Below are 20,405 nucleotides of genomic sequence, written 5' to 3' on the forward strand. Positions count from 1 at the left end.
ATGCCCGTCTTCGAACACCTGCTCGTCGCCACCGACGGTTCCCGTCCGGCCGACAGCGCGCTGGAACTGGCCTTGCGCGTCGGCCGTCAGTCGCGCATCACGGTGCTGCTGGTTGTCCACGACTATGGGCTGCCGGAGTATCTGCGCGCCGCTCTGGGCCGGCGCCCCGACGCGCAGCAGCTGCGCGAGGAGATCGTCGCCGAGGGGCGGCGCACCCTCGATGAGGCCCTGGCCCGGGTCGGCTGCGAGAACCTGTCCATCGAACGCTGTGTCGTGCTCAGCGACAAGGCGCCCAGCCACGAGATCGTGGCGCTGGCGCAGCGCGAGCACTGCGATCTCATCGTCATGGCCCCCCATGGGCCGGGTGGCCGCCTGGCCGGCCTCGTCGGCAGCCAGACGCAGGCCGTGCTGGCGCTCGCGACCGTGCCCGTTCTCGTGGCGCGCTGAAGCGCCGGCGGCTAGGCGCGGCGCAGGCGGCGGCTGATGAGGGCGCCGGCGACGACGCTGGCGGCGACGCTGGCGAGGGCGAGTGCGAGGTCGGCTGGCGACGGCACGCCGAAGTGCAGCACTTGCCGGGCCGCCGGCCACGCCACCGCTCCGGTCAATGCCAGCGATGCGGCGCCACAGACCCCCCAGAAGGCTCCCGTGCCCGGCTGGGTCAGCATGCGCGGCCCTGTGCCCGCCGCGAGGTTGGCGGCCACCAGCAGCAGATTGCCCACGGTCAGACCCACCACGGCCAGCGTGCGCGCCACCTCGCCGTCCCGCCCGGCGTGCAGGGCCACCCCGTAGACGGCCAGCGTGGCCGCCAGCAGGCAGATCCCCTGGACCAGACCCTGCCAGAGCATGGGCCAGCCGACGATGCCGTCGTCGGCGCGCCGTGGCGGGCGCTGCATCAGGCCGGCGGCCTCGGGCGCGCCCTCGAAGGCGAGCGAGCAGACCGGATCGATGACCATCTCGGTGAGCACGACATGGGCCGGCAGCATCAAGGGGGGCAGGCCGAACAGCAGCGGCAGCAGGGCCAGGCCCGCCACGGGGACGTGGATGGCCGTGATGTAGACCATGACGTTGCGGAGGTTGTCGAAGATGCGCCGGCCCATGCGCACACCGCCGACGATGCGGCCGAAGTCCTCGTCCAGCAGCACCAGGCCGGCGGCCTCCCGTGCGACGTCGGTGCCGCGCACCCCCATCGCGATGCCGATGTGCGCGGCCTTCAGCGCGGGAGCGTCGTTGACGCCGTCGCCGGTCATGGCGACGACCTCGCCGTTGCGGCGCAGCGCCAGCACCAGCCTGAGCTTGTGCTCCGGCATGACGCGCGCGAAAACCCGCACCCGCCGCACGGCGTCGGCGAGTGCCGTGTCGTCCATCGCGTCGATGTCGCGGCCGAGCAGCGTGCCGGCCTCGGTGTCGATGCCGGCCTGCCGGGCCATCGCCAGCGCCGTCGCCGCGTGGTCGCCGGTGATCATGGCAACGCCGATGCCGGCCTGCCGGGCCCGCGCGACGGCGTCTGGCACGCTGGCTCGCAGCGGGTCCTGGAAGGCGACCAGGCCCAGGAACTCGAACTCGCAGTCGCGTGGGTGTTCGACGGCTGCGCCAGCGCGCGCAGCTCCCTGGGCCACGGCCAGCACGCGCAGGCCTTCGCCCGCGAGTCGTTGCACCTGGCGCTGCAGCCGCTCGACCCGCTCGGCGGGCAGGCGGCACAGGCCGAACACGGCTTCCGGTGCCCCCTTGGTGGCGATGCGCGTCATGCCGTCCGGATCCGTCCATTGCTGGGACAGGGCCAGCAGTTCCGGGCTGACCGGGAACTCCCGCACCAGGCGCCAGTCGGGATGGAGATGCGCGGTGGCGGCCAGGGCTGAATCGCCGACGGACAGCAAGGCCCTGTCCATCGGATCGGTGCTGCCCCGCCGGGATGAAAGGCTGCCGTACTCCAGCAGTCGGCGTGCCGCTTGCGGCAGGGGGGCGGTGGACTGCAGGCTGATGTCGGCGCCGTCGGGCACGACGAGGCGGCTCAGCTGCATGCGGTTCTCGGTCAGGGTGCCCGTCTTGTCGACGCACAGCATCGTGGCGGCGCCGAGGGCTTCGATGACCGCCGGGCGCCGGGCCAGCACCTTCGCGCGCGCCAAGCGCCAGGCACCCAGCGCGAGGAAGACCGTCAGGGCCATCGGGAATTCTTCCGGCAGCATGGCCATGCCGAGTGCGATGCCCGACAGCAGGCCCTGCATCCATTCGCCATGTGCGAGGCCGTAGCCGACGACGATGGCCAGGCTCGCCAGCAGGGCGAGAACGCCGAGGGCCTGCACCAGCCGACGCAACTGCTGCTGCAGGGGCGTCGGCGCGGTCTCGATGCCAGCCAGCGATGCGCCGATGCGGCCCACCTGGGTGGCCTGTCCCGTGGCCACCACCTCCACCACGGCATGGCCGCTCACGGCCAGCGTGCTGGCATAGACGAAGGCGGACCCGTCGGCGCCGGGCGGTTGCATCGCCGTCACTTCGCCAGACGGCGCGATCTGCTTGCGCACGGGGACCGACTCGCCACTGAGCAGGGACTCGTCGACCGCCAGTCCCGCGCCCTCGCGGATCACGCCGTCGGCGGCGATGCGCTCGCCCTCGCCGAGCAAGAAAACGTCGCCCGGCACCAGGTCGCGAGCGGGCATGCGCCGGCTCCGGCCCTCGCGAACCACGCGCACCTGGGGCGAGGCGAGCTCGCGCAGCGCGTCCAGCGCGCGCTCGCTGCGACGTTCCTGGAAGATCACCAGGCCGACCGTCACGAGCGCGAAGCAGGCGAGCAGCAGGCCCTCGCTCAGGTCGCCGAGCAGCAGGTAGACCGCCGCGGCCACCAGCAGCAGCAGGAACATGGGTTCGGTGAGGATGCCGGCGAGTGTGCTGGCGAAGCCGTGCCGCTCCTGATCCGCCAATTCATTGGGTCCGTGTCGGGCGGCGCGGCGCCTGGCTTCCTCCTCGCTGAGGCCGGGCCACGCCGTTTCGATGCCCGCCTCGGCCGCCGTGTCCTTCGCGTTCAAGGCGGCACCAGCGCGACGTCGCGGCCGCCTCGGTAGACGACGATGCGGGTGTCGGCCAGGCTGCGCCACGCCAGCAGGGCGATCACCAGGTCGGCGCTGCTGTCGATGGGCCGGCCGTTCATCGTCTTCACGATATCACCGGCGCGCAGCTGCAGCTGCTCCGCCAGGCTGCTGCGGGGCACCGACAGGATCAGCGCGCCGCTCGTTTCGCGGCGTCCGGCCGACCAGGCCGTCAGCGGCGGCACGTCGTCGAACAGCGCGCCCAGTCGTGGCCGGGCCGGCGCCGTGCCGTCGCGGCGCAGTTCGCCGATGATCTGCAGGACGATGTCGATCGGGATGGCCAGGCTGGCGCCTGGGGTGCCGATGGGGCCGACGATGGTGCGGGCATTCATGCCCACGATGGCGCCCGTGGCGTCCAGCAGGGGACCGCCCGAGTTGCCGGGGTTGAGGGCGACATCGCTCTGGATGAACATCAGCTCGCCGTCGTCGCCGAAATGCCGGTCCTTGCCGCTGACGATGCCGGCCGACATGGAGTGCTCCAGGCCGAAAGGTTCGCCGACGGCCAGCACCCAGTCACCCACCCGCAGATGGCCCGAGCTGCCGAACACGGGGCGCATGTGGGTCGGCGCCGTGATGCGCAGCAAGGCGATGTCGGCGGCGTCGTCGCGCCCCTCCAGCTCCGCGACCAGCAGCCGCCGGTCGGGCAAGGCGATGAGGATCTGCTGCGCCTCGCCGAGCAGGTGGGCTGCCGTGGCGATGCTGCCGTTGCCATCGACGAAGAAGCCCGCGCCGACGCGCGGCTCTTCTTCGCCAGCCACGAACATGTAGACGCCGACGGCCCAGGCCGAGCCGCGCTGGTAGGCCGCCGCGAAGCCTGCCGGTGCGGGGCCGGATGGTGCATGGCCGGCGGCGTCGGCGGCGACTGCGCCGATGGCGAGGCAGGCGGCGAGCAGCGCCTGCAGGATGCGCCTGTGCGGGGGCCTGCCCGGCGATGCCGGCCCTGGGGTGGTGGCGCGGGGCATGAAGATCAATGCGACATCAGCACCGGCACCGTCATGGTTTGCAGCAGCGTCTTCGAAACACCGCCAAAGAGTTTCTCGGCCCAGCGGGCATGGCCGTAGGCGCCCATGACGACCAGGTCCGAACCCAGGTCGGACGCCGCGTTCAGCAAGGCATCGCCGATCGCCAGCGACGTCACCTCTTCCCGGATCTCGGCGTCGACACCCTGGAACGCGAGCCATTGCCGCAGGCAGGCGAGGCGCTCCGAGGGATGGGCCTCGTCGTCCTCGCGACGCCAGTGCATCAGCGCCACGCTTTCGGCGCGACGCAGGAGCGGCAGGGCGTCGGTCATCGCCCGCACCGACTGGCGGCTGCCGTCCCAGGCCAGCAGGGCGTGACGCGCATGGATGGGTTGGCGCTGCACATAGGGGAGGAGGAGCACCGGACGCGCGCAGGACAGCAGCACCTCTTCAAGATCGGCCAGGTGCTGGCGATGATCGGCCTCGGCGGGGTCGGGCTGGCTCATGACCAGCAGATCGGCGCACTGGGCATGCCCGGTCAGCGATCCGGGGAGCGGCGTCTCGTCGGCCAGCGCCTCGAAGGACGTCAGCCCGGCGGCTTCGCATCGTTGGTGGAAGCGCTGCGCAAGGTCGCGCGCCTGGTCCAGCATCTCGGCGCTGGCGCGAGACACGAAGTCATACATCGCCGTGGCGGCTTGCAGACCCTGGGGGGTGACCGGTGCGACCGGCGCGAGGCCGATCAGATGCGCTTCGAAATCCCTGGCCAGCGCGATGGCAATGTCGGCTCGTGATGCGTTGGTCGACCTGGCGTCCAGGGCCACCAGCATGCTGCGGTAAGTCATGGTGTGACGTCCTCAAAGTGGATGGGCTGTTCAGGCAAGGCTCCGCACGGCTGGCCCGTCGACGCGGTGCGATGTGGTGCTGGTCAGCAGCGTAGTGAGGGGGCCGGCGTGGCGGCTTGCGCTTGATCAAGTCGTCGCCAATTGGTCTCGGGGTGGAGCGGCTGCTCACATGCTGTATCAACTTCCGGGGTCAACCGGGCCGGCGGGCCGACGTTCAAGGAGGGCCGGCGGCAACAACTCGCCGGCACTCGACGAAAGCTCAGACCATGACCACGCTGACACTCACCTTCAACGGCCCTCCCAGCCAGGCGCGCCAGGCCCTCGGGGGGCTGCTGCAACGCTACCGCTCGGCCTACTTCGTGGAGCGCAGCAGCAACGAATATGCGGTCACGGCCGATGACGCCACGGCCGCTGAACTGGCGCGGCAACCCCTGTGGTCGACGCGGTTGGCACAGGCCTCGAGCGGCGCTAGCCGATGAGGCGCTGAAGAAGCAAGCCGGGAGTTCTTGACAGGGCGTGTAGGTGGATCACCTGGGACGCCACAGATGTCAATACGGTGGGCCTTCCCACCTCGGCAAATTCCGTGAACAAAGCGGCGTTGTGGCCTGCCGCTTGACTGGTGGCAGTGACACCGCCTGCCGCGCTTCCTACCATTTCGTCAGGACGTTAGCAAAGTCGCTGAAATGGACAAGGTGCTGTTGTGGCGGGTGATCTATACCCCGCGGGTCACACTGCAAAGTGACAGTTTCTGCTCGGGGCCCTGGCATCCGAGCAAGGTCTATGTCGAGCAATGTGCGGCCGAGCTGGGCAAGACGAGGCCGGTGGGCGTTCAAAGCAACCGGCAGGCCACGAATGGCAGTTGCACCTGGCCCGCGCCCTGAAGTTCATCAGCCCTTGGCGGGCAGGGGCCAGAGCAGGCCCTCCAGATCGGCAGGGCTGGGGATGGTCCGGATGACATCGAAAATGGTTGCGATACCATTTTTGAATGCGCAACGCTCTCCCATCCAGGCTGTACCTGTTCATCGCCACCCTGCTGCTGGTCGGATGCGCCAGCGCACCGCGCAGCGACAGCGGCTGGCTGGCGGCCTGGGCCAGCGCCCAGCTGGAGCAGGCACCACCGCCTAGCGCGCAAGCCCCATGGCGCCAGCCGATGCGCGACGTCAGCCTGCGGCAGATCGTGCGCGTCGACGCCGCCGGTCCGGCGCTGCGGGTGCGCATCAGCAATCTCTTTGGCGCCGAACCGCTGACCCTCGGTGCCGTCACCGTGGCGCTGGCGGATGGCATTGCAGTCAACGCCTCCAGCTTGCGCCCGCTGAGCTTTGGCGGTCGACGTGAGGTGACCGTGCCAGCCCACGGCGAACTCTGGAGCGACCCCATCGATTTCGCGGCGGCGCGTCAGGCCGACCTCGCCGTGCAGATGTATGTGCAGGCCGGGCCGGGCGTGGCCACAGTTCACCCGGGTTCGCGCATCCGCAGCTGGGCCGTCGAAGGCAACCGCGTCGTTCTGGCCGACTGGCCCGATGCGATTGCCCAGGAAGGTTGGTGGCATCTCGCCGCCATCGATGTGCGCGCCGCCAAGCCGGCGCCCGTGCTGGTCGCGACGGGCGACTCCATCACCGACGGCTATGGCGTGCCCTCGGGCAGCTACCAGCGCTGGACGGATCTGCTATCGCGCCGCCTCGTCGCCGAGAAGCGCGAGGCTGTCGTCGTCAACACCGGCATTGGCGGCGGCCGCCTGCTGCGCGACGGTCTTGGTCCCCACCTGGTGTCGCGCTTTGAGCGCGATGTGCTGGCACGCACCGGCGTGACCCATGCCTTCGTGCTGATCGGCGTCAACGACTTGGGCGTCAGCCACCGTGGCAAGCCGACGACGCCGGAGTCACGCGCGGCCTTGCTGGCCGAGCTGAAGAGCGGCTTCACCGATCTCGCCACGCGCGCCCGGGCCCGCGGTGTCTGCCTGATCGCCTCCACCGTCATGCCCTACTCGGGCAGCGGCTATTACGCGCCCCAGGCCGAGAACGAAGCCGACCGGCAGGCGTTGAATGCCTGGCTGCGCGAGCCGGGCCGCGTCGATGTGCTGGTGGACTTCGACGCGCTGATGCGCGATCCGGCGCGTCCGGCTTATCTGCGCGCCGAGGTCGACAACGACGGCCTGCATCCGTCGCTCGCCGGCTATCGCGCGATGGCCGAGGCCTTCCCGGTCGAGGTGCTCGACCGGAAGTGCCCGAAGGTCCTCAACGCCCCTTGAGCTGCCGCCAGGCCGCGAAGTCCGCGGCCACGTCGGCGTCGGTCGGCGGGTAGAGGCCCAGCACGCTGCGGCCGCCCATGACCTTGTCCTGCACATAGTCCTCGAAGACCGTCATCTCGACGGCCTCGCCGGCGATTTCATCGGCCAGGTGAGCCGGGATGACGATGACGCCCTCGGCATCGCCAACCACGATGTCGCCGGGGAAGACCGGCGCATCACCGCAGCCGACAGGCTCATTGATGGCGATGGCCTGGTGCAGGGTCAGGTTGGTCGGCGCGCTCGGCCGCGAGTGGTAGGCCGGCATCGTGTACCTGGCGATGTCGGGGCTGTCGCGAAAGCCGCCATCGGTGACGACGCCGGCCACGCCGCGCACCATCAGCCGCGCGACCAGGATGCCGCCGGCCGAGGCGGCGCGCGCGTCCTTGCGGCTGTCGATGATGAGCACCGCGCCTTCCGGGCATTCCTCAACCGCCTTGCGTTGCGGATGGGCGCGGTCCTTGAACACGCTGATGTCGTTCAGGTCCTCGCGCGCCGGGATGTAGCGCAGCGTGTAGGCGGGACCGACCATGTTGGGCAGGCCGGGGTTCAGCGGCAGCACACCCTGGATGAACTGGTTGCGCAGGCCGCGCTTGAACAGGGCGGTGCAGAGCGTCGCGGTGCTGACGCCCATCAGCTTTTGTCTGGTGTCGGGATTCATGGCGCCTTCAATCTAAGAAGAGGAACACAGCCACAGAGGCACAGAGACACAGAGGCAATGGTGCTTTCTCTGTGCCTCTGTGTCTCTGTGGCTGTGTTGTATTGCTTGCTCAATAGATGACGGGTTCAGGCACCGGAGCGCCGAACTGGGTTTCGAGGAAATCGAAGTCGCAGCCCTCGTGGGCTTGCAGGATGTGGCGGCCGAACATCCAGCCGTAGCCGCGCTCGTAGCGCGGCGGCGGCGGTGTCCAGGCGGCGCGGCGGGCGGCCAGTTCCGCGTCGCTGACTTCGAGATGGATGCGTCGGGCAGGCACATCGACGCTGATGCGGTCGCCCGTCTTGACCAGGGCCAGCGGGCCGCCGATGAAGGCCTCGGGGCTGCAGTGCAGCAGGCAGCCGCCGTAGCTGGTGCCGCTCATGCGCGCGTCGGACAGGCGCAGCATGTCGGTCACGCCCTGCTTCAGCAGCTTGGTCGGGATGGGCAGCATGCCCCACTCGGGCATGCCGGCGCCTTTGGGGCCGGCGTTGCGCAGCACGAGGATGTCGTCACCGGTCACGTCGAGATCCGGGTCTTCGACGGCGGCCTTGAGGCTGGGATAGTCGTCGAACACCAGCGCTCGCCCGGTGTGCTGCAGCAGATGCGGTGCGACGGCGCTGGGCTTGATGACGACGCCGTCCGGCGCGAGATTGCCGCGCAGCACGGCCAGCGCACCTTCGGCGTAGATAGGGTTGGCCAGCGGGCGGATGACGTCGTCGTTGAAGACTTCGGCGCCTTCGATGTTGTCGGCCAGCGTGCGGCCATTGACGGTGAGTGCCGACAAGTCCAGCTTGCCGCGCATGACGTTCATCAGCGCCGGCAGGCCACCGGCGTAGAAAAAATCTTCCATCAGGTACCGGTCGCCGCTGGGCCGGATGTTGGCGATGACACCGACATGACGGCTGGCCGCGTCGAAGTCGTCCAGCGTGACGGCCAGGCCCGCGCGGCGGCTGATGGCAACGAGGTGGATGATGGCGTTGGTGCTGCAGCCCATGGCCATGGCGACGGCAATCGCGTTGGCGAAGCTGCCGCGGCTGAGCAGCCTGGCTGGCGTCAGGTCGTCCCACACCATCTGCACGATGCGACGACCGCATTCGGCCGACATGCGGATGTGGTTCGCGTCCGGCGCGGGGATGCTGCTGGCGCCAGGCAGCGTGAAGCCGAGGGCTTCCGCAATGCCCATCATGGTGGCCGCCGTGCCCATGGTCATGCAGGTGCCGTGGCTGCGCGCGATGCCGGCTTCCATCTCGGCCCAGGCCTGGTCGGAGAGGCGCCCGGCGCGTCTCTCGTCCCAGTACTTGAAGGCGTCGCTGCCCGAGCCCAGCACCTGGCCGCGCCAGTTGCCGCGCAGCATGGGGCCCGCGGGCAGGTAGATGCAGGGCAGGCCCATGCTGATGGCACCCATCAGCAGGCCCGGCGTGGTCTTGTCGCAGCCGCCCATCAGCACGGCGCCGTCGACGGGATGGCTGCGCAGCAGCTCTTCGGTCTCCATCGCCAGGAAGTTGCGATACAGCATGGAGGTCGGCTTGACCATGCTCTCGCTCAGGGAGATGGCCGGCAGCTCCAGCGGCCAGCCGCCCGCCTGCAGGATGCCGCGCTTGACGTCCTCCACCCGCTGCTTGAAGTGGGTGTGGCACTGGTTGGCATCGCTCCAGGTGTTGACGATGGCGATGACCGGTTTGCCGATGAAGTCCTCACCGGCATAGCCCATCTGCAGCACGCGGCTGCGGTGGCCGAAGGAGCGGAAATCGTCCTTGGCAAACCAGCGCGCGCTGCGCAGGTCCTCGGCGTTCTTGTTCGTCATGCCTGCCCTCTGTGCTGGATCAGCCAGCCTGGCGCGTCCTGCAGCGCGACCGGGCGCAGGAAGCGGCTCAACGCTGCATAGCCTACGCTGGTGCTGGAGGCGTTCGTCGACGATGGCCACGGCCCGCCGTGCTGCTGGGCGGCTGTCACCGCCACGCCGGTCGGCACACCGCTGAACAACACGCGGCCAGCGATGCGTTCGGCGGCGGCGACAAGGCGATGGTTGTCCGGTGTGTCTTCGTCCACGCCCCACAGCGTGACGGTCAGGCTGCCTTGGACGGCGGCAAGCACATCCAGGGTCTCGTCCAGGTCCTGGACGGTGACGATCACGCAGGCCGGGCCGAAGACTTCTTCGCGCAAAGTCTCGTCGGCAATGAAGCTCGCTGCAGCGACCGAGAACAGATGGGCGCCGGGCGTCTCGCCACCCGCGGGCGCGGCCACCAGCGTCTTCACGGCTGCATGGCCATGCAGGCGGGCCACGCCGGCGTTGAAGCCGGCGCGGATGCCGGCATGCAGCATGGCGTGCGGCGTGGCCGCGGCCAAGCCTTCGGCGAGCTGGCGCACAAAGGCCTGGCCCAGTTCGTCGTCGCGCACGATGACGATGCCCGGGCTGGTGCAGAACTGACCGCAGCCCAGGGTGATGCTGCCGGCCAGGGACGTGGCCAGTGCCGGGCCGTGGGCCTGCAGCGCCGAGGGCAGGGCGACGATGGGATTGATGGAGCCGAGTTCGCCGTAGAACGGGATGGGGCGCGGCCGCGCATTCGCCTCGCGCCACAGCGCCTGGCCGCCGCGCAGGCTGCCGGTGAAGGCGACGGCCTCGATGTCGGGATCGCGCACCAGGGTCAGGCCCACGTCGGTGCCGCCGCCCTGCACCAGTTGCAGCACGCCCTCGGGCAGCATCAGCTCGGCCAGGCATTGGGCGGCGAGTTCGAAGACGGCACGCGACAGCGCGGGGTGGCCGGGGTGGGCCTTGACGACGACGGGGCAGCCGGCGGCCAGGGCCGAGGCCGTGTCGCCGCCCAGCACGCTGAAGGCAAAGGGGAAGTTGCTGGCCGAGAACATCGCCACCGGCCCGACCGGCACGGCGATGCGCGTCAGCCGCGGGCGGCCCAGCGGCGGTGCGCCCGGAATGGCGGGATCGTCAAGCAGCGGTTGGGCCGCACCGTTCTCGACCTGGGTCGCGAAGCCGCGCAACTGGAAGACGGTGCGGTCCAGTTCGCCGTTCAGCCGCGTGCCGCCGAGGCGGGTCTCGCGATCGGCCAGGGGCACCAGGGTTTCGCGGGCGGCGAGCAGGGCGTCGGCCAGGGCGCGCAACAGCGCTGCGCGTTGCTTGACCGGCCGATGGGCATAGACCGGTGCGGCTGCGGCGGCCGCGGCGCAGGCCGCTCTGACCTGGGCGGCGGTGCTGTCGGTGAGGTTCATGGAGAGGACCACCGAAATGCTTGAAATGGGAGCGCTATCATAAATGCATGACGACCCCAGGCGATCAGCGTTTTCACCAGAAAGAGGCGCCAACCGCACCAGCGCTGGTCATCAGCCTTGGCATCGCCTTGCTGATGGGCGGGCTCTGCCTGCCGGTGTCGGCCCAGCGGCTGCTGCCGGATCGCGCGAGCGAGCAGCTCGCACCGCGCGAGCGCATCGCCCTGGACGCGGGCTGGCGGTTTCGCCGCGGTGATCCGGATGCCTCATCGGCCGCGCTGATCTACGACCGAAGGCCCGAGGTCAGGCAGTCGGCCGACGGCCAGGTGGCCGACGCGCGGCCGCAAGCCGCGGAGCAAATCGAGGGCGGTGGCGAAGCGGCTCTCAAGCCCTGGATATTGCCGAGCGGCAATGCCTTCATCCGCGACCCCGCCCGTCGCCATTTGCGCCCCGCGGGCGACCCCGGTGGCGATCTGCCCGTCATGCAGGCCGGCTTTGACGACAGCGCCTGGCGCGCCGTCACGCTGCCGCACGACTGGGCCATCGCAGGACCGTTTCTGGAGCGGGGGCCTTACGGCGGCATGGGCCGGCTGCAGACCTGGGGGCCGGTCTGGTACCGGAACAAGCTCAGCCTTCCGGCGAGTGATCGCGGCCGTTCCCTCTTTCTCGATGTCGACGGCGCGATGGCCTATGCAACGGTCTGGCTCAATGGCCATCTCGTCGGCGGCTGGCCCCATGGCTACAACTCCTGGCGTTTGAACCTGACGCCGCACGCGGTGCCCGGCGGCGTGAACCAACTCGTCATCCGCCTGGACAACCCGCCGGAGTCGGCGCGCTGGTATCCGGGCGCGGGCTTGTACCGCAGCGTGTGGTTGACGAAGACGGATGCGCTGCATGTCGGCCACTGGGGAAGCGTCGTGCGCACGCCCGAGGTGTCGGCGGCCCGGGCGAAGCTGAGCCTCGAGCTGAATGTCGACAACGATGGCGACAAGCCGGCGCGTGTCGATGTGCGGACCGAGTTCATCGCACCCGGTGGGCAGGTCGTGGCTCGCATCACGCGCAAGGGCCTGACCGTGCCGGCTCGAGGTCAGGCCAGCACCACGGCCTGCGTCGTCATCCTCAAGCCTCGCCTCTGGGGCCCGCCGCCCTATCAGCAACCGCATCGCTATCTCGCCCGCACGACGCTGTCAGGCGAGGGCCGCGTCGTCGATCGCTACGAGACCCGCTTCGGCATCCGCGAGCTGCGCTGGGACCCGAACACAGGCCTGCACGTCAACGGCCAGCCGGTGCGACTGCAGGGCGTCAACCAGCACCACGACCTCGGCGCCCTCGGTGCCGCATTCAACTACCGCGCCGCCGAACGCCAGCTGGAGATCCTGCAGGCCATGGGTGCCAACGCCATCCGCCTGGCCCACAACCCGCCCGCGCCCGAGTTGCTGGAGTTGACCGACCGCATGGGCTTCCTCGTCATCGACGAGATCTTCGACGCCTGGGAGCGCAAGAAGACGCCGCTGGACTTCCATCTGATCTTCCCGGACTGGCACGAGCCCGACCTGCGCGCCATGCTCAGGCGCGACCGCAACCACCCGTCCATCGTCATGTGGAGCCTCGGCAACGAGGTGGGCGAGCAATACACCGGCGAGGCGGGTGCGGCGGTCGCGCGGCGGCTGCACGCCATCGCCCGCGAGGAAGACCCGACCCGCCCGACGACGACGGCGATGAACTACGCCAAGCCCGACATGCCCCTGCCCGCCGAGGTCGACGCCATTGGCCTGAACTACCAGGGCGAGGGCATACGCCAGGACGCCGAGTTCGACGGCACGGACCGCATCCGCACGCCGCCGCAGTACCCGAGCTTCCACCAGCGCTTCCCGAACAAGCCGGTGTTCAGCAGCGAGACCGCCTCGGCCTTCAGCAGCCGCGGCGTCTATCTCTTTCCGGTCACGCCGGCCAACAGCTCGATCACGCGTGACGGCCGCGGTGGCGACTCGGTGGCGCGCCAGGTCAGCGGGTACGAGCTGCATGCGGTGGACTTCGGCGCCTCCGCCGACAAGGTCTTCGCGGCTCTGGACCGTCACCCCTTCGTCGCCGGCGAGTTCGTCTGGACCGGCTTCGACTATCTCGGCGAGCCCACGCCCTATTACGACTCGCGCTCGTCCTACTCGGGCGTCGTGGACCTGGCCGGCTTTCCCAAGGACCGCTACTGGCTCTACCAGTCGCGCTGGCGGCCCGACCTGCCCATGGCCCACATCCTGCCGCACTGGACCTGGCCGGAGCGCGTCGGCCAGGTCACGCCGGTGCACGTGTTCACCAGTGGTGACGAGGGCGAACTCTTCGTCAACGGCCGTTCGCAGGGAAGGCGCAAGAGGGGCGCCTTCGAATACCGGCTGCGCTGGGACGAGGTGGTCTACGAACCGGGCGAGCTCAAGGTCGTGACCTGGCGCGGCGGCCAGCCTTGGGCGACCCAGACGGTGAGCACGGTGGGCGACGCTGCGGCGTTGGTGCTGGAGGCGGATCGGGCGGTGATCCGCGCCGGTGGCGATGACCTGGCTTTCGTCACCGTGCGCGTCGTCGACGACCAAGGGCGCAACGTGCCGCGGGCGGCTTCACCCATCCGCTTCAGCCTTGAAGGCGACGGCGACATCGTCGCCACGGACAACGGCGATGCGACCAGCTTCGAACCCTTCCCATCGACGAGCCGCATGGCCTTCAGCGGCCAGGCCCTGGTCATCGTGCGTGGGCGTGGGGGCGCCCTGAAGCTGCGTGCCGACGCCGAGGGCCTGAAGGCTGGCGAGTTGCGGCTCGGCGCGACTAGCGTGCCTTGAACTTCAGCCGCATCCAGCGCGACAGCGGCTGGCCCGGCCTGACGATGCAACCCTGCTCGCGCCAGGCCGGATGGTTGGGCGCATCGGGGAAGAACTGCGGCTCCAGCGCGATGCCGGCATGGCGTTCGAAGGGCTGGCCATCGCGGCCGCGCGAGTTCTGCACGAAGTTGCCGCTGCAGACCTGCAGGCCGGGGTAGTCCGTGAAAAGCCGCATCGCCAGGCGCTCGTCGGTCGACGTCAGCTCTGCCGCGGCCAGCTCGCCGCGGGCGGCGGCCTCGTCCAGCACGAAGCAATGGTCGTAGCCGTGCGCCAGGCGCTGCTGCTCACCCCGGCCCAGGCCGTCGCCGATGCGGCGCGCCGGGCGCAGATCGAACGCGCTGCCGTCGACGGGGGCGAGCTCGCCGGTCGGGATCATGTCGGGCCGCACGGGCAGCATATGGCCGGCCGCGACATGGAGCCGGTGGCCGAGGACGGGTGCCGTGCCGCCATCGAGATTGAAATACGGGTGGCTGGTCAGGTTGACGGGGCAGGGCGCCGAGGTGCGCGCACCGAAGCGCAGCGCGACGGCCGAGCCCGCCGGGTCGACGCGGTACTCGACCTCGGCGTCCACATTGCCCGGGTAGCCCTGGTCGCCGTCCGGCGAATGCAGGGCCAGGCGCAGATGCAGGGGGCCGTGGTCGACGACGGTCCAGGTGCGGCGGTCAAAGCCCTCGGGTCCGCCGTGCAGCTGGTTGACGCCTTCATTGGCAACCAGCCGATATTCATGGCCGTCGAGGGTGAAGGCCGAGCCGCCGATGCGGTTGGCATAGCGACCGACGACGGCGCCGAAGAAGCCCGGCTCGCGCGCGTGGTCGGCCAGCGTCGCATGGCCCAGGATGGCCTCGCGCACGCTGCCGTCGGGCATGGGAACCAGGCACGACAGCCAGCGCGCGCCGTAGTTGCTGACCTCGATTTGCAGGCCACCGGCCGTGCCAAGACGGAAGACCTGTGCCTTCATTTCGGCAGGTAGTCGAAGCGCTCGAAATCGGCCGTGCGCGCACCACCGCTGGTGTCGAAGGCCAGCATGCCGACAAAGGCACCGGTGAAGCTGCCATGTTCGCCGCGGCCGCCTTCGTCGGAGATGACGCTGGCGTCCAGCACCGGGCCGACGGGCTGCCAGCCCAGGCCCCAGTCGGCGAAGAACTGCAGGGCCGCGCCGTTGACGTCGGCGGCCAGGCGCACCGGGCCGATGTCCGGCAGCTTGATGGGCTCCACCAGCGGGAACTGCAGCCGGTTGTCGGGCCAGTCGCCCGCACAGGACAGCAGGCTCAGCACGCGGCCGATGCCGTCCTGCCAGGTCGCCACCAGGGCATGGAATTTGTGGCGGTTGTAGTAGTGGGTGAGGCCAGCCGCCTGCTGATAGGTGTCGGGCGAGAAGCTCGAGAGCGTGGTCTCGGCGCGAAAGCTCGCGTCCTCCTGGCGTCGTGCCACCAGGCTTTGCTCGAACCAACTGCCCACCGACTCGCGGCCCGTCAGGCGCAGCGCGCCGCCGGTCAGCCGGAACAGACGCTCGGGCTCGGGCGTGCGCAGCCACTGGAACTCGGGTGGCAGTGCGGGGCAGTCGACAAAGCTGCGGCGCACCGCCGCACGCGGCTTGGGCTCGACGCCAGCGACCGGTGCTGCCACGTCCACGGCCGGCACCATGCCGCCATGCTCGAGATAGAGCCAGTCGTCGTCGCCCCAGACGCATTTCTGAATGGCCGTCTCGCGGCCCCGGGGCGAACGCAGCGTGCCCGGCAGGGGGCGGCCGCAAAGGTGGGCGAGATAGGTGCTGCCGTCGATCAGTTCGACGACCTGCCCGTGGCCGGCGCGTTGCAGCGGCGCTTCGGGCGCGTCCTTGCTGCTGACGACATGCTGGTGGGGGTGGGTTTCGTAGGGCCCGAGCAGCTGGCGTGAGCGCGCCATCGTCACCGCATGGCTGTAGCCCGTGCCGCCTTCGGCCGTGATCAGGTAGTACCAGCCCTTGCGCTTGAAGAGGTGGGGGCCCTCGACGAGGCCCAGCGACGTGCCCTTGTAGATCTTGGTGATGGGGCCGACGAGCTTGCGCTTCTCGGCGTCCCATTCCTGCAGCAGGATGCCGTCGAAGGCCGGCGCCTTGGGCTGGCCGCCGATGGAGCCGGTGCGGTGGTTCCAGACCATGTTGAGGAACCACTTGCGGCCATCGTCGTCGTGGAAGAGCGACGGATCGAAACCCGAGGAGTTCACATAGACAGGGTCGCTCCACGGCCCTTCGATGCTGGGCGCCGTGACGATGTAGTTGTGCGCATCCTTGAAGTTGCCTTCGAAGCGCTTGACGTCGGTGTAGACCAGCCAGAACTGGCCATCGGCATACGACAGGCAGGGTGCCCAGACGCCACAGGAGTCGGGGTTGCCGCGCAGGTCGAGCTGGCTCTTGCGGTTCAGCGGCCGGCCCACCAGCGTCCAGTTGACGAGGTCGCGCGAGTGGTGGATCTGCACGCCCGGATACCACTCGAAGGTGGAGGTCGCGATGTAGAAGTCGTCACCGACGCGGCAGAAGCTTGGGTCCGGGTTGAAGCCGGGCAGCACGGGGTTGCGGATCATGGATACGGCGTCTCGGCAGCGGGTCAACCCCTGCAGACAGGCAAAAAGATTGCGCTACCATAATTCAAAACCAGATTCTTCGCACTCAGGGCAAACCTTTCTGATTGCGTAACCATTAAAGCGGCCGGCCGGCAGTGCCTGTCGCGGAGACAAACAAGCATGCAAGGGCTCGCGAAGTTCCTCGTCCTGCTGGGGACCGTTGGCCACACGCTGGCCGCCCAGGCCTGCGACACGCCGGTGTCAGTCTGCGCGCGCGACCCCGGTCGGGGCCTCGCCCTGGTGAAGGCGGGGCAGCCAGCGGCCGTCTATGTGGACGCTGGCGCCGATCCAGCGCTCAGGCATGCGAGTCGCAATTTTGCGGCCGACCTGGAGCGCGTGTCGGGCAAGCCGGCGGCGCTGCTGAACCGCATTGCCGACGCGCGCGGCGAAGTCGTCGTCATCGCCGAGCTGGGCCGCAGTGCCGTGCTCGATGACCTCGTCGCCCGCCGCAAGCTGAAGCTCGACGACCTCAAGGGGCAGTGGGAGGCGTATCGCCAGACGGTGGTCGACCAGCCTTGGCCGGGCGTTGCGCGTGCCCTCGTCATCGCCGGCGCGGACCGGCGCGGTGCCGTCTTCGGCACCTACGACGTGTCCGCCCGCATCGGTGTCAGCCCCTGGGCCTGGTGGGCCGATGTGCCGGTGCGCAAGCAGGCCAATGTTTTCCTTGCCGCCGGCACGCGCAGCGACCAGCCCGGCGTCAAGTACCGCGGCATCTTCATCAACGACGAGGCACCAGCGCTGTCGACCTGGGCGCAGTCCAGGTTCGGCGGCACCAATGCGGCCTTCTACGAACACGTCTTCGAGCTGATCCTGCGCCTGCGCGGCAACTATCTGTGGCCGGCCATGTGGCAGCCGCGCGCCTTTGGCGCCGACGACTCGAGGAACATGGCCCTGGCCGATGAGATGGGCATCGTCATGGGCACCTCCCACCACGAGCCCATGATGCGTGCCCACGATGAGTGGGCACGGGCCAAGGGTGGGGCGTGGGACTACGCCAAGAACGGCGAGAAGCTGCGCGAGTTCTGGCGTGGTGGCGCCCAGCGCATGATGGGCCGGCCCGATGGCGGCGCCTTCGACAGCCTCGTCACCGTCGGCATGCGCGGCGATGGCGACGAGCCCATGAGCGAGGGCACGGCCATCAGCCTGCTCGAAGGCATCGTCAAGGACCAGCGCCAGATCCTGGCCGACGTGACGCGCAAGCCGGCATCGGAAACGCCGCAGATGTGGGCCCTCTACAAGGAGGTGCAGGACTATTACGACAAGGGCATGCAGGTGCCCGACGACGTGCTGCTGCTGTTCTGCGACGACAACTGGGGCCAGATCCGCCGGCTGCCGACAACCGACGCCAAGCGCAAGGGGGGCTACGGCGTCTACTACCACTTCGACTATGTCGGCGGGCCGCGCAACTACAAGTGGCTCAACACCAACCAGATCGAGAAGACCTGGCAGCAGATGGATCTCGCGCACGAGCGCGGTGCCGATGCGCTGTGGATCGTCAACGTCGGCGACATCAAGCCGATGGAATTTCCGATCAGCTTCTTCCTCGACATGGCCTGGTCGCCCAAGGCCATGACGCCGGCGGCGCTGGCGGCCTACCCGAAGGACTGGGCGGCGCAGACCTTCGGCGGGCCCCAAGCGGCGGAGATCGGCGAGCTGGTCACGCGCTACAGCCAGTACGCGGCGCGGCGCAAGCCCGAGCTGGTCGACCCCACCAGCTTCCCGCTCGGCGGCGCTTCGGCGGATGCGCTGGACGGCGGCGACTTCGGCCGGCGCGTGGCCGAGTGGGAAGCCTTGGAGGCGCGTGTCGCCAAGCTCAAGCCAGCGCTGCGGCCCGACCAGCTCGACGCCTATTTCCAGCTCGTCGAGCACCCGGTGCTGGCCATGGCCAACCTCTACCGCCTGCACTACGCGGCGGCCTGGAACCACCGTCTGGCCAAGGCCGGTGACGCACGCGCCAATGTCTTCGCCGACCGCACCGAAGCGGCCTTCCAACGCGACCAGGCGATTGCCGACCAGTACCACACCATCGCCGGCGGCAAGTGGGCCGGCATGATGCTGCAGACCCATATCGGCTACACGAGCTGGCAGCAGCCGGACAAGAACATCATGCCGGCCGTGCGGCGTGTGGCCGGCAGTGCGGATGCGGCCGAGGTGCAGCGTCAGCTGGACCTCGGCGCACCGGTCGCTTCCAAGGCCATCACTATTGAAGCCCCGCGCTTCAGCCGCGCCGTCAATGGCCAGGGCCTGACCTGGACGGCCATTCCCAATCTCGGCGCTGGCCTGGGCGCGGTGACGGCCTTGCCGCAGGGCCGCGCGTCGACGACGCTGGCCGACGGTGTGCGGCTGGAGTACGACGTCGACACGACCCAGGCCGGCGACATGCTGCTCAGCCTGCACATGGTGCCGACGCTGGATACGCGCAACGGCGGCGGCATTCGCCTGGCCGTCGGCATCGACGACCAGGCCGTGCAGGAACTCAAGCTCAATCTCGTGCCCACTGCCGGCCCCGAGCTGGCGCGCGCCGAGAAGGACTGGGCCCAGGCCGTCAAGGACAACGACTTTGTGCTGAGGGGCTCGTTCAAGGGCTTGCAAGCCGGCCGCCACGTCATCAAGGTCTGGCGCCTGGATGACAACGCCGTGCTGCAGAGGCTGGTGCTGGCGCCGCTGCAAAGCATCAACGTCGCGCCGCGCGGCGCGGCCATCACCGGCAACTACCGCAACCTGCTGCGCGAGATTCGCCCCGACGTCAGCGAGGCTGCCATCGACGCCAAGCTGGCCGGCTACTGGAAGTCGCTGTTCGATGGCGATGCCGAGCACCGTGTCGTCTACCCCGCCGCAGCCACACCCGATGGCCCGGCCGCCTATGTGCTGGACGTCAACAACGCCGACGTGCGCAGCGAGGGCATGTCCTACGGGATGATGATTGCCGTGCAGATGGGCCGCAAGGCCGAGTTCGATGCGCTGTGGAACTGGGCCGCCACGCACATGCGCTACCGCGCCGGGCCGCGCGCCGGCTACTTCCGCTGGCAGTGCCAGCCCAAGGGTTGCGACAAGGATGCCGTGCCCGCGTCCGACGGCGAGGCCTATTTCGCCACCGCCCTGTTGATGGCCGCCGGTCGCTGGGGCAATGGCCAGGGCCTCTACGACTACAACGCCCAGGCCCAGGCCCTGCTCAGCACCATGCTGCACAAGGAGACCCTGAACGGTGGCATCGTCGCCGGCGTGCGCTCCATGTTCTCGCCCGACCGTGGTCAGGTCGTCTTCGTGCCCATTGGCGAGGCCGCCGACTTCAGCGACCCGTCCTACCACCTGCCGGCCTTCTACGAGATCTGGGCCCGTCGCGCCGCCAAGCCCGAGGACCGCAAGCGCTGGGCCGAGATCGCCGACATCAGCCGCGCCTATTTCTCGGTTGCCGCGCATCCCAAGACGGGCCTGACGCCCGACTACGCCGAGTTCGACGGCCGCCCCCACAAGCACGAGGGCCACGAGGACTTCCGCTACGACGCCTTCCGCACCGCGGTGAACTGGAGCGTCGACCAGGCCTGGTGGGACAAGAACCCCGACGCGGCCGGCCTGAGCCGCAGGCTGCTCGCCTTCTTCGCCTCACAGGGCAAGAACGGCAAGCCCTATCCCCATCTCTACACGCTGGACGGCAAGCCCTTGAACGACGAAGCGTCCAAAGGGCTGATGGCCAGCAATGCGGTGGCGGCCCTGCTCGTCGACAAGGCGCTGGCCGAGCGCTTCGTCAACGACATCTGGGCCTTGGAGCCGCCGTCTGGCCAATGGCGCTACTACGACGGCCTGCTGCAGTTCATGGGTCTGCTGCATGTGACGGGCCGCTTCAAAGTATGGTGAA

The 20,405-nt window shown here is 69.4% G+C and carries 14 protein-coding genes; 6 read left to right on the plus strand and 8 right to left on the minus strand.

Translation table 11 applies throughout. From position 1 onward, the window contains the following. Window positions 1–447 (plus strand): universal stress protein, encoded by a 447-nt coding sequence (locus AC3WOE_RS20895; RefSeq protein WP_492693178.1) that lies wholly within the window; start codon window positions 1–3, stop codon window positions 445–447. Window positions 448–458: 11 nt separating this feature from the next. On the opposite strand, the gene AC3WOE_RS20900 is transcribed toward AC3WOE_RS20895, so the two are convergent. Genes AC3WOE_RS20900 through AC3WOE_RS20910 form a run of 3 tightly spaced genes read right to left on the minus strand, consistent with a single transcriptional unit; the run spans window position 459 to window position 4,866 of the window. Continuing rightward, the gene (locus AC3WOE_RS20900) at window positions 459–3,020 is read right to left on the minus strand and encodes a cation-translocating P-type ATPase (protein ID WP_492693179.1); all 2,562 of its coding nucleotides are present in this window, start codon (window positions 3,018–3,020) and stop codon (window positions 459–461) included. Next, window positions 3,017–4,042: a S1C family serine protease gene (locus AC3WOE_RS20905; RefSeq protein ID WP_492693181.1), complete on the minus strand. Its 1,026-nt coding sequence runs from the start codon at window positions 4,040–4,042 to the stop codon at window positions 3,017–3,019. The genes AC3WOE_RS20900 and AC3WOE_RS20905 overlap by 4 nt, the downstream gene beginning before the upstream one ends. Window positions 4,043–4,047: 5 nt before the next feature. Continuing rightward, on the minus strand, window positions 4,048–4,866 hold the full coding sequence (locus AC3WOE_RS20910) for a universal stress protein (protein WP_492693182.1): 819 nt from the start codon (window positions 4,864–4,866) through the stop codon (window positions 4,048–4,050). A 281-nt stretch (window positions 4,867–5,147) separates the two neighbouring features. On the opposite strand from AC3WOE_RS20910, the gene AC3WOE_RS20915 reads away from it, so the two are divergent. The 3 genes from AC3WOE_RS20915 (at window position 5,148) to AC3WOE_RS20925 (ending at window position 7,129) form a co-directional block, all read left to right on the plus strand. Next, window positions 5,148–5,360 (plus strand): hypothetical protein, encoded by a 213-nt coding sequence (locus AC3WOE_RS20915; RefSeq protein ID WP_492693184.1) that lies wholly within the window; start codon window positions 5,148–5,150, stop codon window positions 5,358–5,360. 204 nt (window positions 5,361–5,564) lie between these two features. Further along, entirely contained in the window at window positions 5,565–5,762 is a 198-nt protein-coding gene (locus AC3WOE_RS20920) for a hypothetical protein (RefSeq protein WP_492693186.1), read from the plus strand. A gap of 104 nt (window positions 5,763–5,866) precedes the next feature. Next, window positions 5,867–7,129, plus strand: a complete 1,263-nt coding sequence (locus AC3WOE_RS20925) for a GDSL-type esterase/lipase family protein (protein ID WP_492693188.1) — start codon at window positions 5,867–5,869, stop codon at window positions 7,127–7,129. Here AC3WOE_RS20925 and AC3WOE_RS20930 read toward each other — a convergent pair. The 3 genes from AC3WOE_RS20930 to AC3WOE_RS20940 form a co-directional block, all read right to left on the minus strand. Then, window positions 7,116–7,826, minus strand: a complete 711-nt coding sequence (locus AC3WOE_RS20930) for a ribonuclease activity regulator RraA (protein ID WP_492693190.1) — start codon at window positions 7,824–7,826, stop codon at window positions 7,116–7,118. The genes AC3WOE_RS20925 and AC3WOE_RS20930 overlap by 14 nt on opposite strands. Before the next feature lie 109 nt (window positions 7,827–7,935). After that, on the minus strand, window positions 7,936–9,666 hold the full coding sequence (araD, locus tag AC3WOE_RS20935) for an L-arabinonate dehydratase (protein ID WP_492693191.1): 1,731 nt from the start codon (window positions 9,664–9,666) through the stop codon (window positions 7,936–7,938). Then, window positions 9,663–11,087: an aldehyde dehydrogenase (NADP(+)) gene (locus AC3WOE_RS20940; RefSeq protein WP_492693193.1), complete on the minus strand. Its 1,425-nt coding sequence runs from the start codon at window positions 11,085–11,087 to the stop codon at window positions 9,663–9,665. Before AC3WOE_RS20940 ends, araD begins: the two co-directional genes overlap by 4 nt. A 47-nt stretch (window positions 11,088–11,134) precedes the next feature. Here AC3WOE_RS20940 and galB point away from each other — a divergent pair, with 47 nt between their 5' ends. Further along, complete coding sequence (galB, locus tag AC3WOE_RS20945) at window positions 11,135–13,909, plus strand: beta-galactosidase GalB (RefSeq protein WP_492693195.1); 2,775 nt, start codon at window positions 11,135–11,137, stop codon at window positions 13,907–13,909. Here the strand turns inward: galB and AC3WOE_RS20950 are convergent. Next, window positions 13,896–14,906 (minus strand): aldose epimerase family protein, encoded by a 1,011-nt coding sequence (locus AC3WOE_RS20950; RefSeq protein ID WP_492693196.1) that lies wholly within the window; start codon window positions 14,904–14,906, stop codon window positions 13,896–13,898. The two genes, galB and AC3WOE_RS20950, sit on opposite strands and share 14 nt — an antisense overlap. Continuing rightward, entirely contained in the window at window positions 14,903–16,510 is a 1,608-nt protein-coding gene (locus tag AC3WOE_RS20955) for a glycoside hydrolase family 43 protein (RefSeq protein WP_492693197.1), read from the minus strand. Before AC3WOE_RS20955 ends, AC3WOE_RS20950 begins: the two co-directional genes overlap by 4 nt. A 159-nt stretch (window positions 16,511–16,669) precedes the next feature. Here AC3WOE_RS20955 and AC3WOE_RS20960 point away from each other — a divergent pair, with 159 nt between their 5' ends. Continuing rightward, window positions 16,670–20,404, plus strand: coding sequence for a glycosyl hydrolase family 8 (locus tag AC3WOE_RS20960; protein ID WP_492693198.1), 3,735 nt, complete (start codon window positions 16,670–16,672; stop codon window positions 20,402–20,404). Window position 20,405 lies beyond the last annotated feature (1 nt).

It is taken from the genome of Roseateles sp. FW305-36 (genome assembly GCF_058787015.1).

Coding starts and splice junctions, on each gene's coding strand:
- AC3WOE_RS20895 (WP_492693178.1), top strand. CDS start 1: ATGCCCGTCTTCGAACACCTGCTCGTCGCCACCGACGGTTCCCGTCCG.
- AC3WOE_RS20905 (WP_492693181.1), bottom strand. CDS start 4,042: ATGCCCCGCGCCACCACCCCAGGGCCGGCATCGCCGGGCAGGCCCCCG.
- AC3WOE_RS20910 (WP_492693182.1), bottom strand. CDS start 4,866: ATGCTGGTGGCCCTGGACGCCAGGTCGACCAACGCATCACGAGCCGAC.
- AC3WOE_RS20915 (WP_492693184.1), top strand. CDS start 5,148: ATGACCACGCTGACACTCACCTTCAACGGCCCTCCCAGCCAGGCGCGC.
- AC3WOE_RS20920 (WP_492693186.1), top strand. CDS start 5,565: ATGGACAAGGTGCTGTTGTGGCGGGTGATCTATACCCCGCGGGTCACA.
- AC3WOE_RS20925 (WP_492693188.1), top strand. CDS start 5,867: ATGCGCAACGCTCTCCCATCCAGGCTGTACCTGTTCATCGCCACCCTG.
- AC3WOE_RS20930 (WP_492693190.1), bottom strand. CDS start 7,826: ATGAATCCCGACACCAGACAAAAGCTGATGGGCGTCAGCACCGCGACG.
- araD (WP_492693191.1), bottom strand. CDS start 9,666: ATGACGAACAAGAACGCCGAGGACCTGCGCAGCGCGCGCTGGTTTGCC.
- AC3WOE_RS20940 (WP_492693193.1), bottom strand. CDS start 11,087: ATGAACCTCACCGACAGCACCGCCGCCCAGGTCAGAGCGGCCTGCGCC.
- galB (WP_492693195.1), top strand. CDS start 11,135: ATGACGACCCCAGGCGATCAGCGTTTTCACCAGAAAGAGGCGCCAACC.
- AC3WOE_RS20950 (WP_492693196.1), bottom strand. CDS start 14,906: ATGAAGGCACAGGTCTTCCGTCTTGGCACGGCCGGTGGCCTGCAAATC.
- AC3WOE_RS20955 (WP_492693197.1), bottom strand. CDS start 16,510: ATGATCCGCAACCCCGTGCTGCCCGGCTTCAACCCGGACCCAAGCTTC.
- AC3WOE_RS20960 (WP_492693198.1), top strand. CDS start 16,670: ATGCAAGGGCTCGCGAAGTTCCTCGTCCTGCTGGGGACCGTTGGCCAC.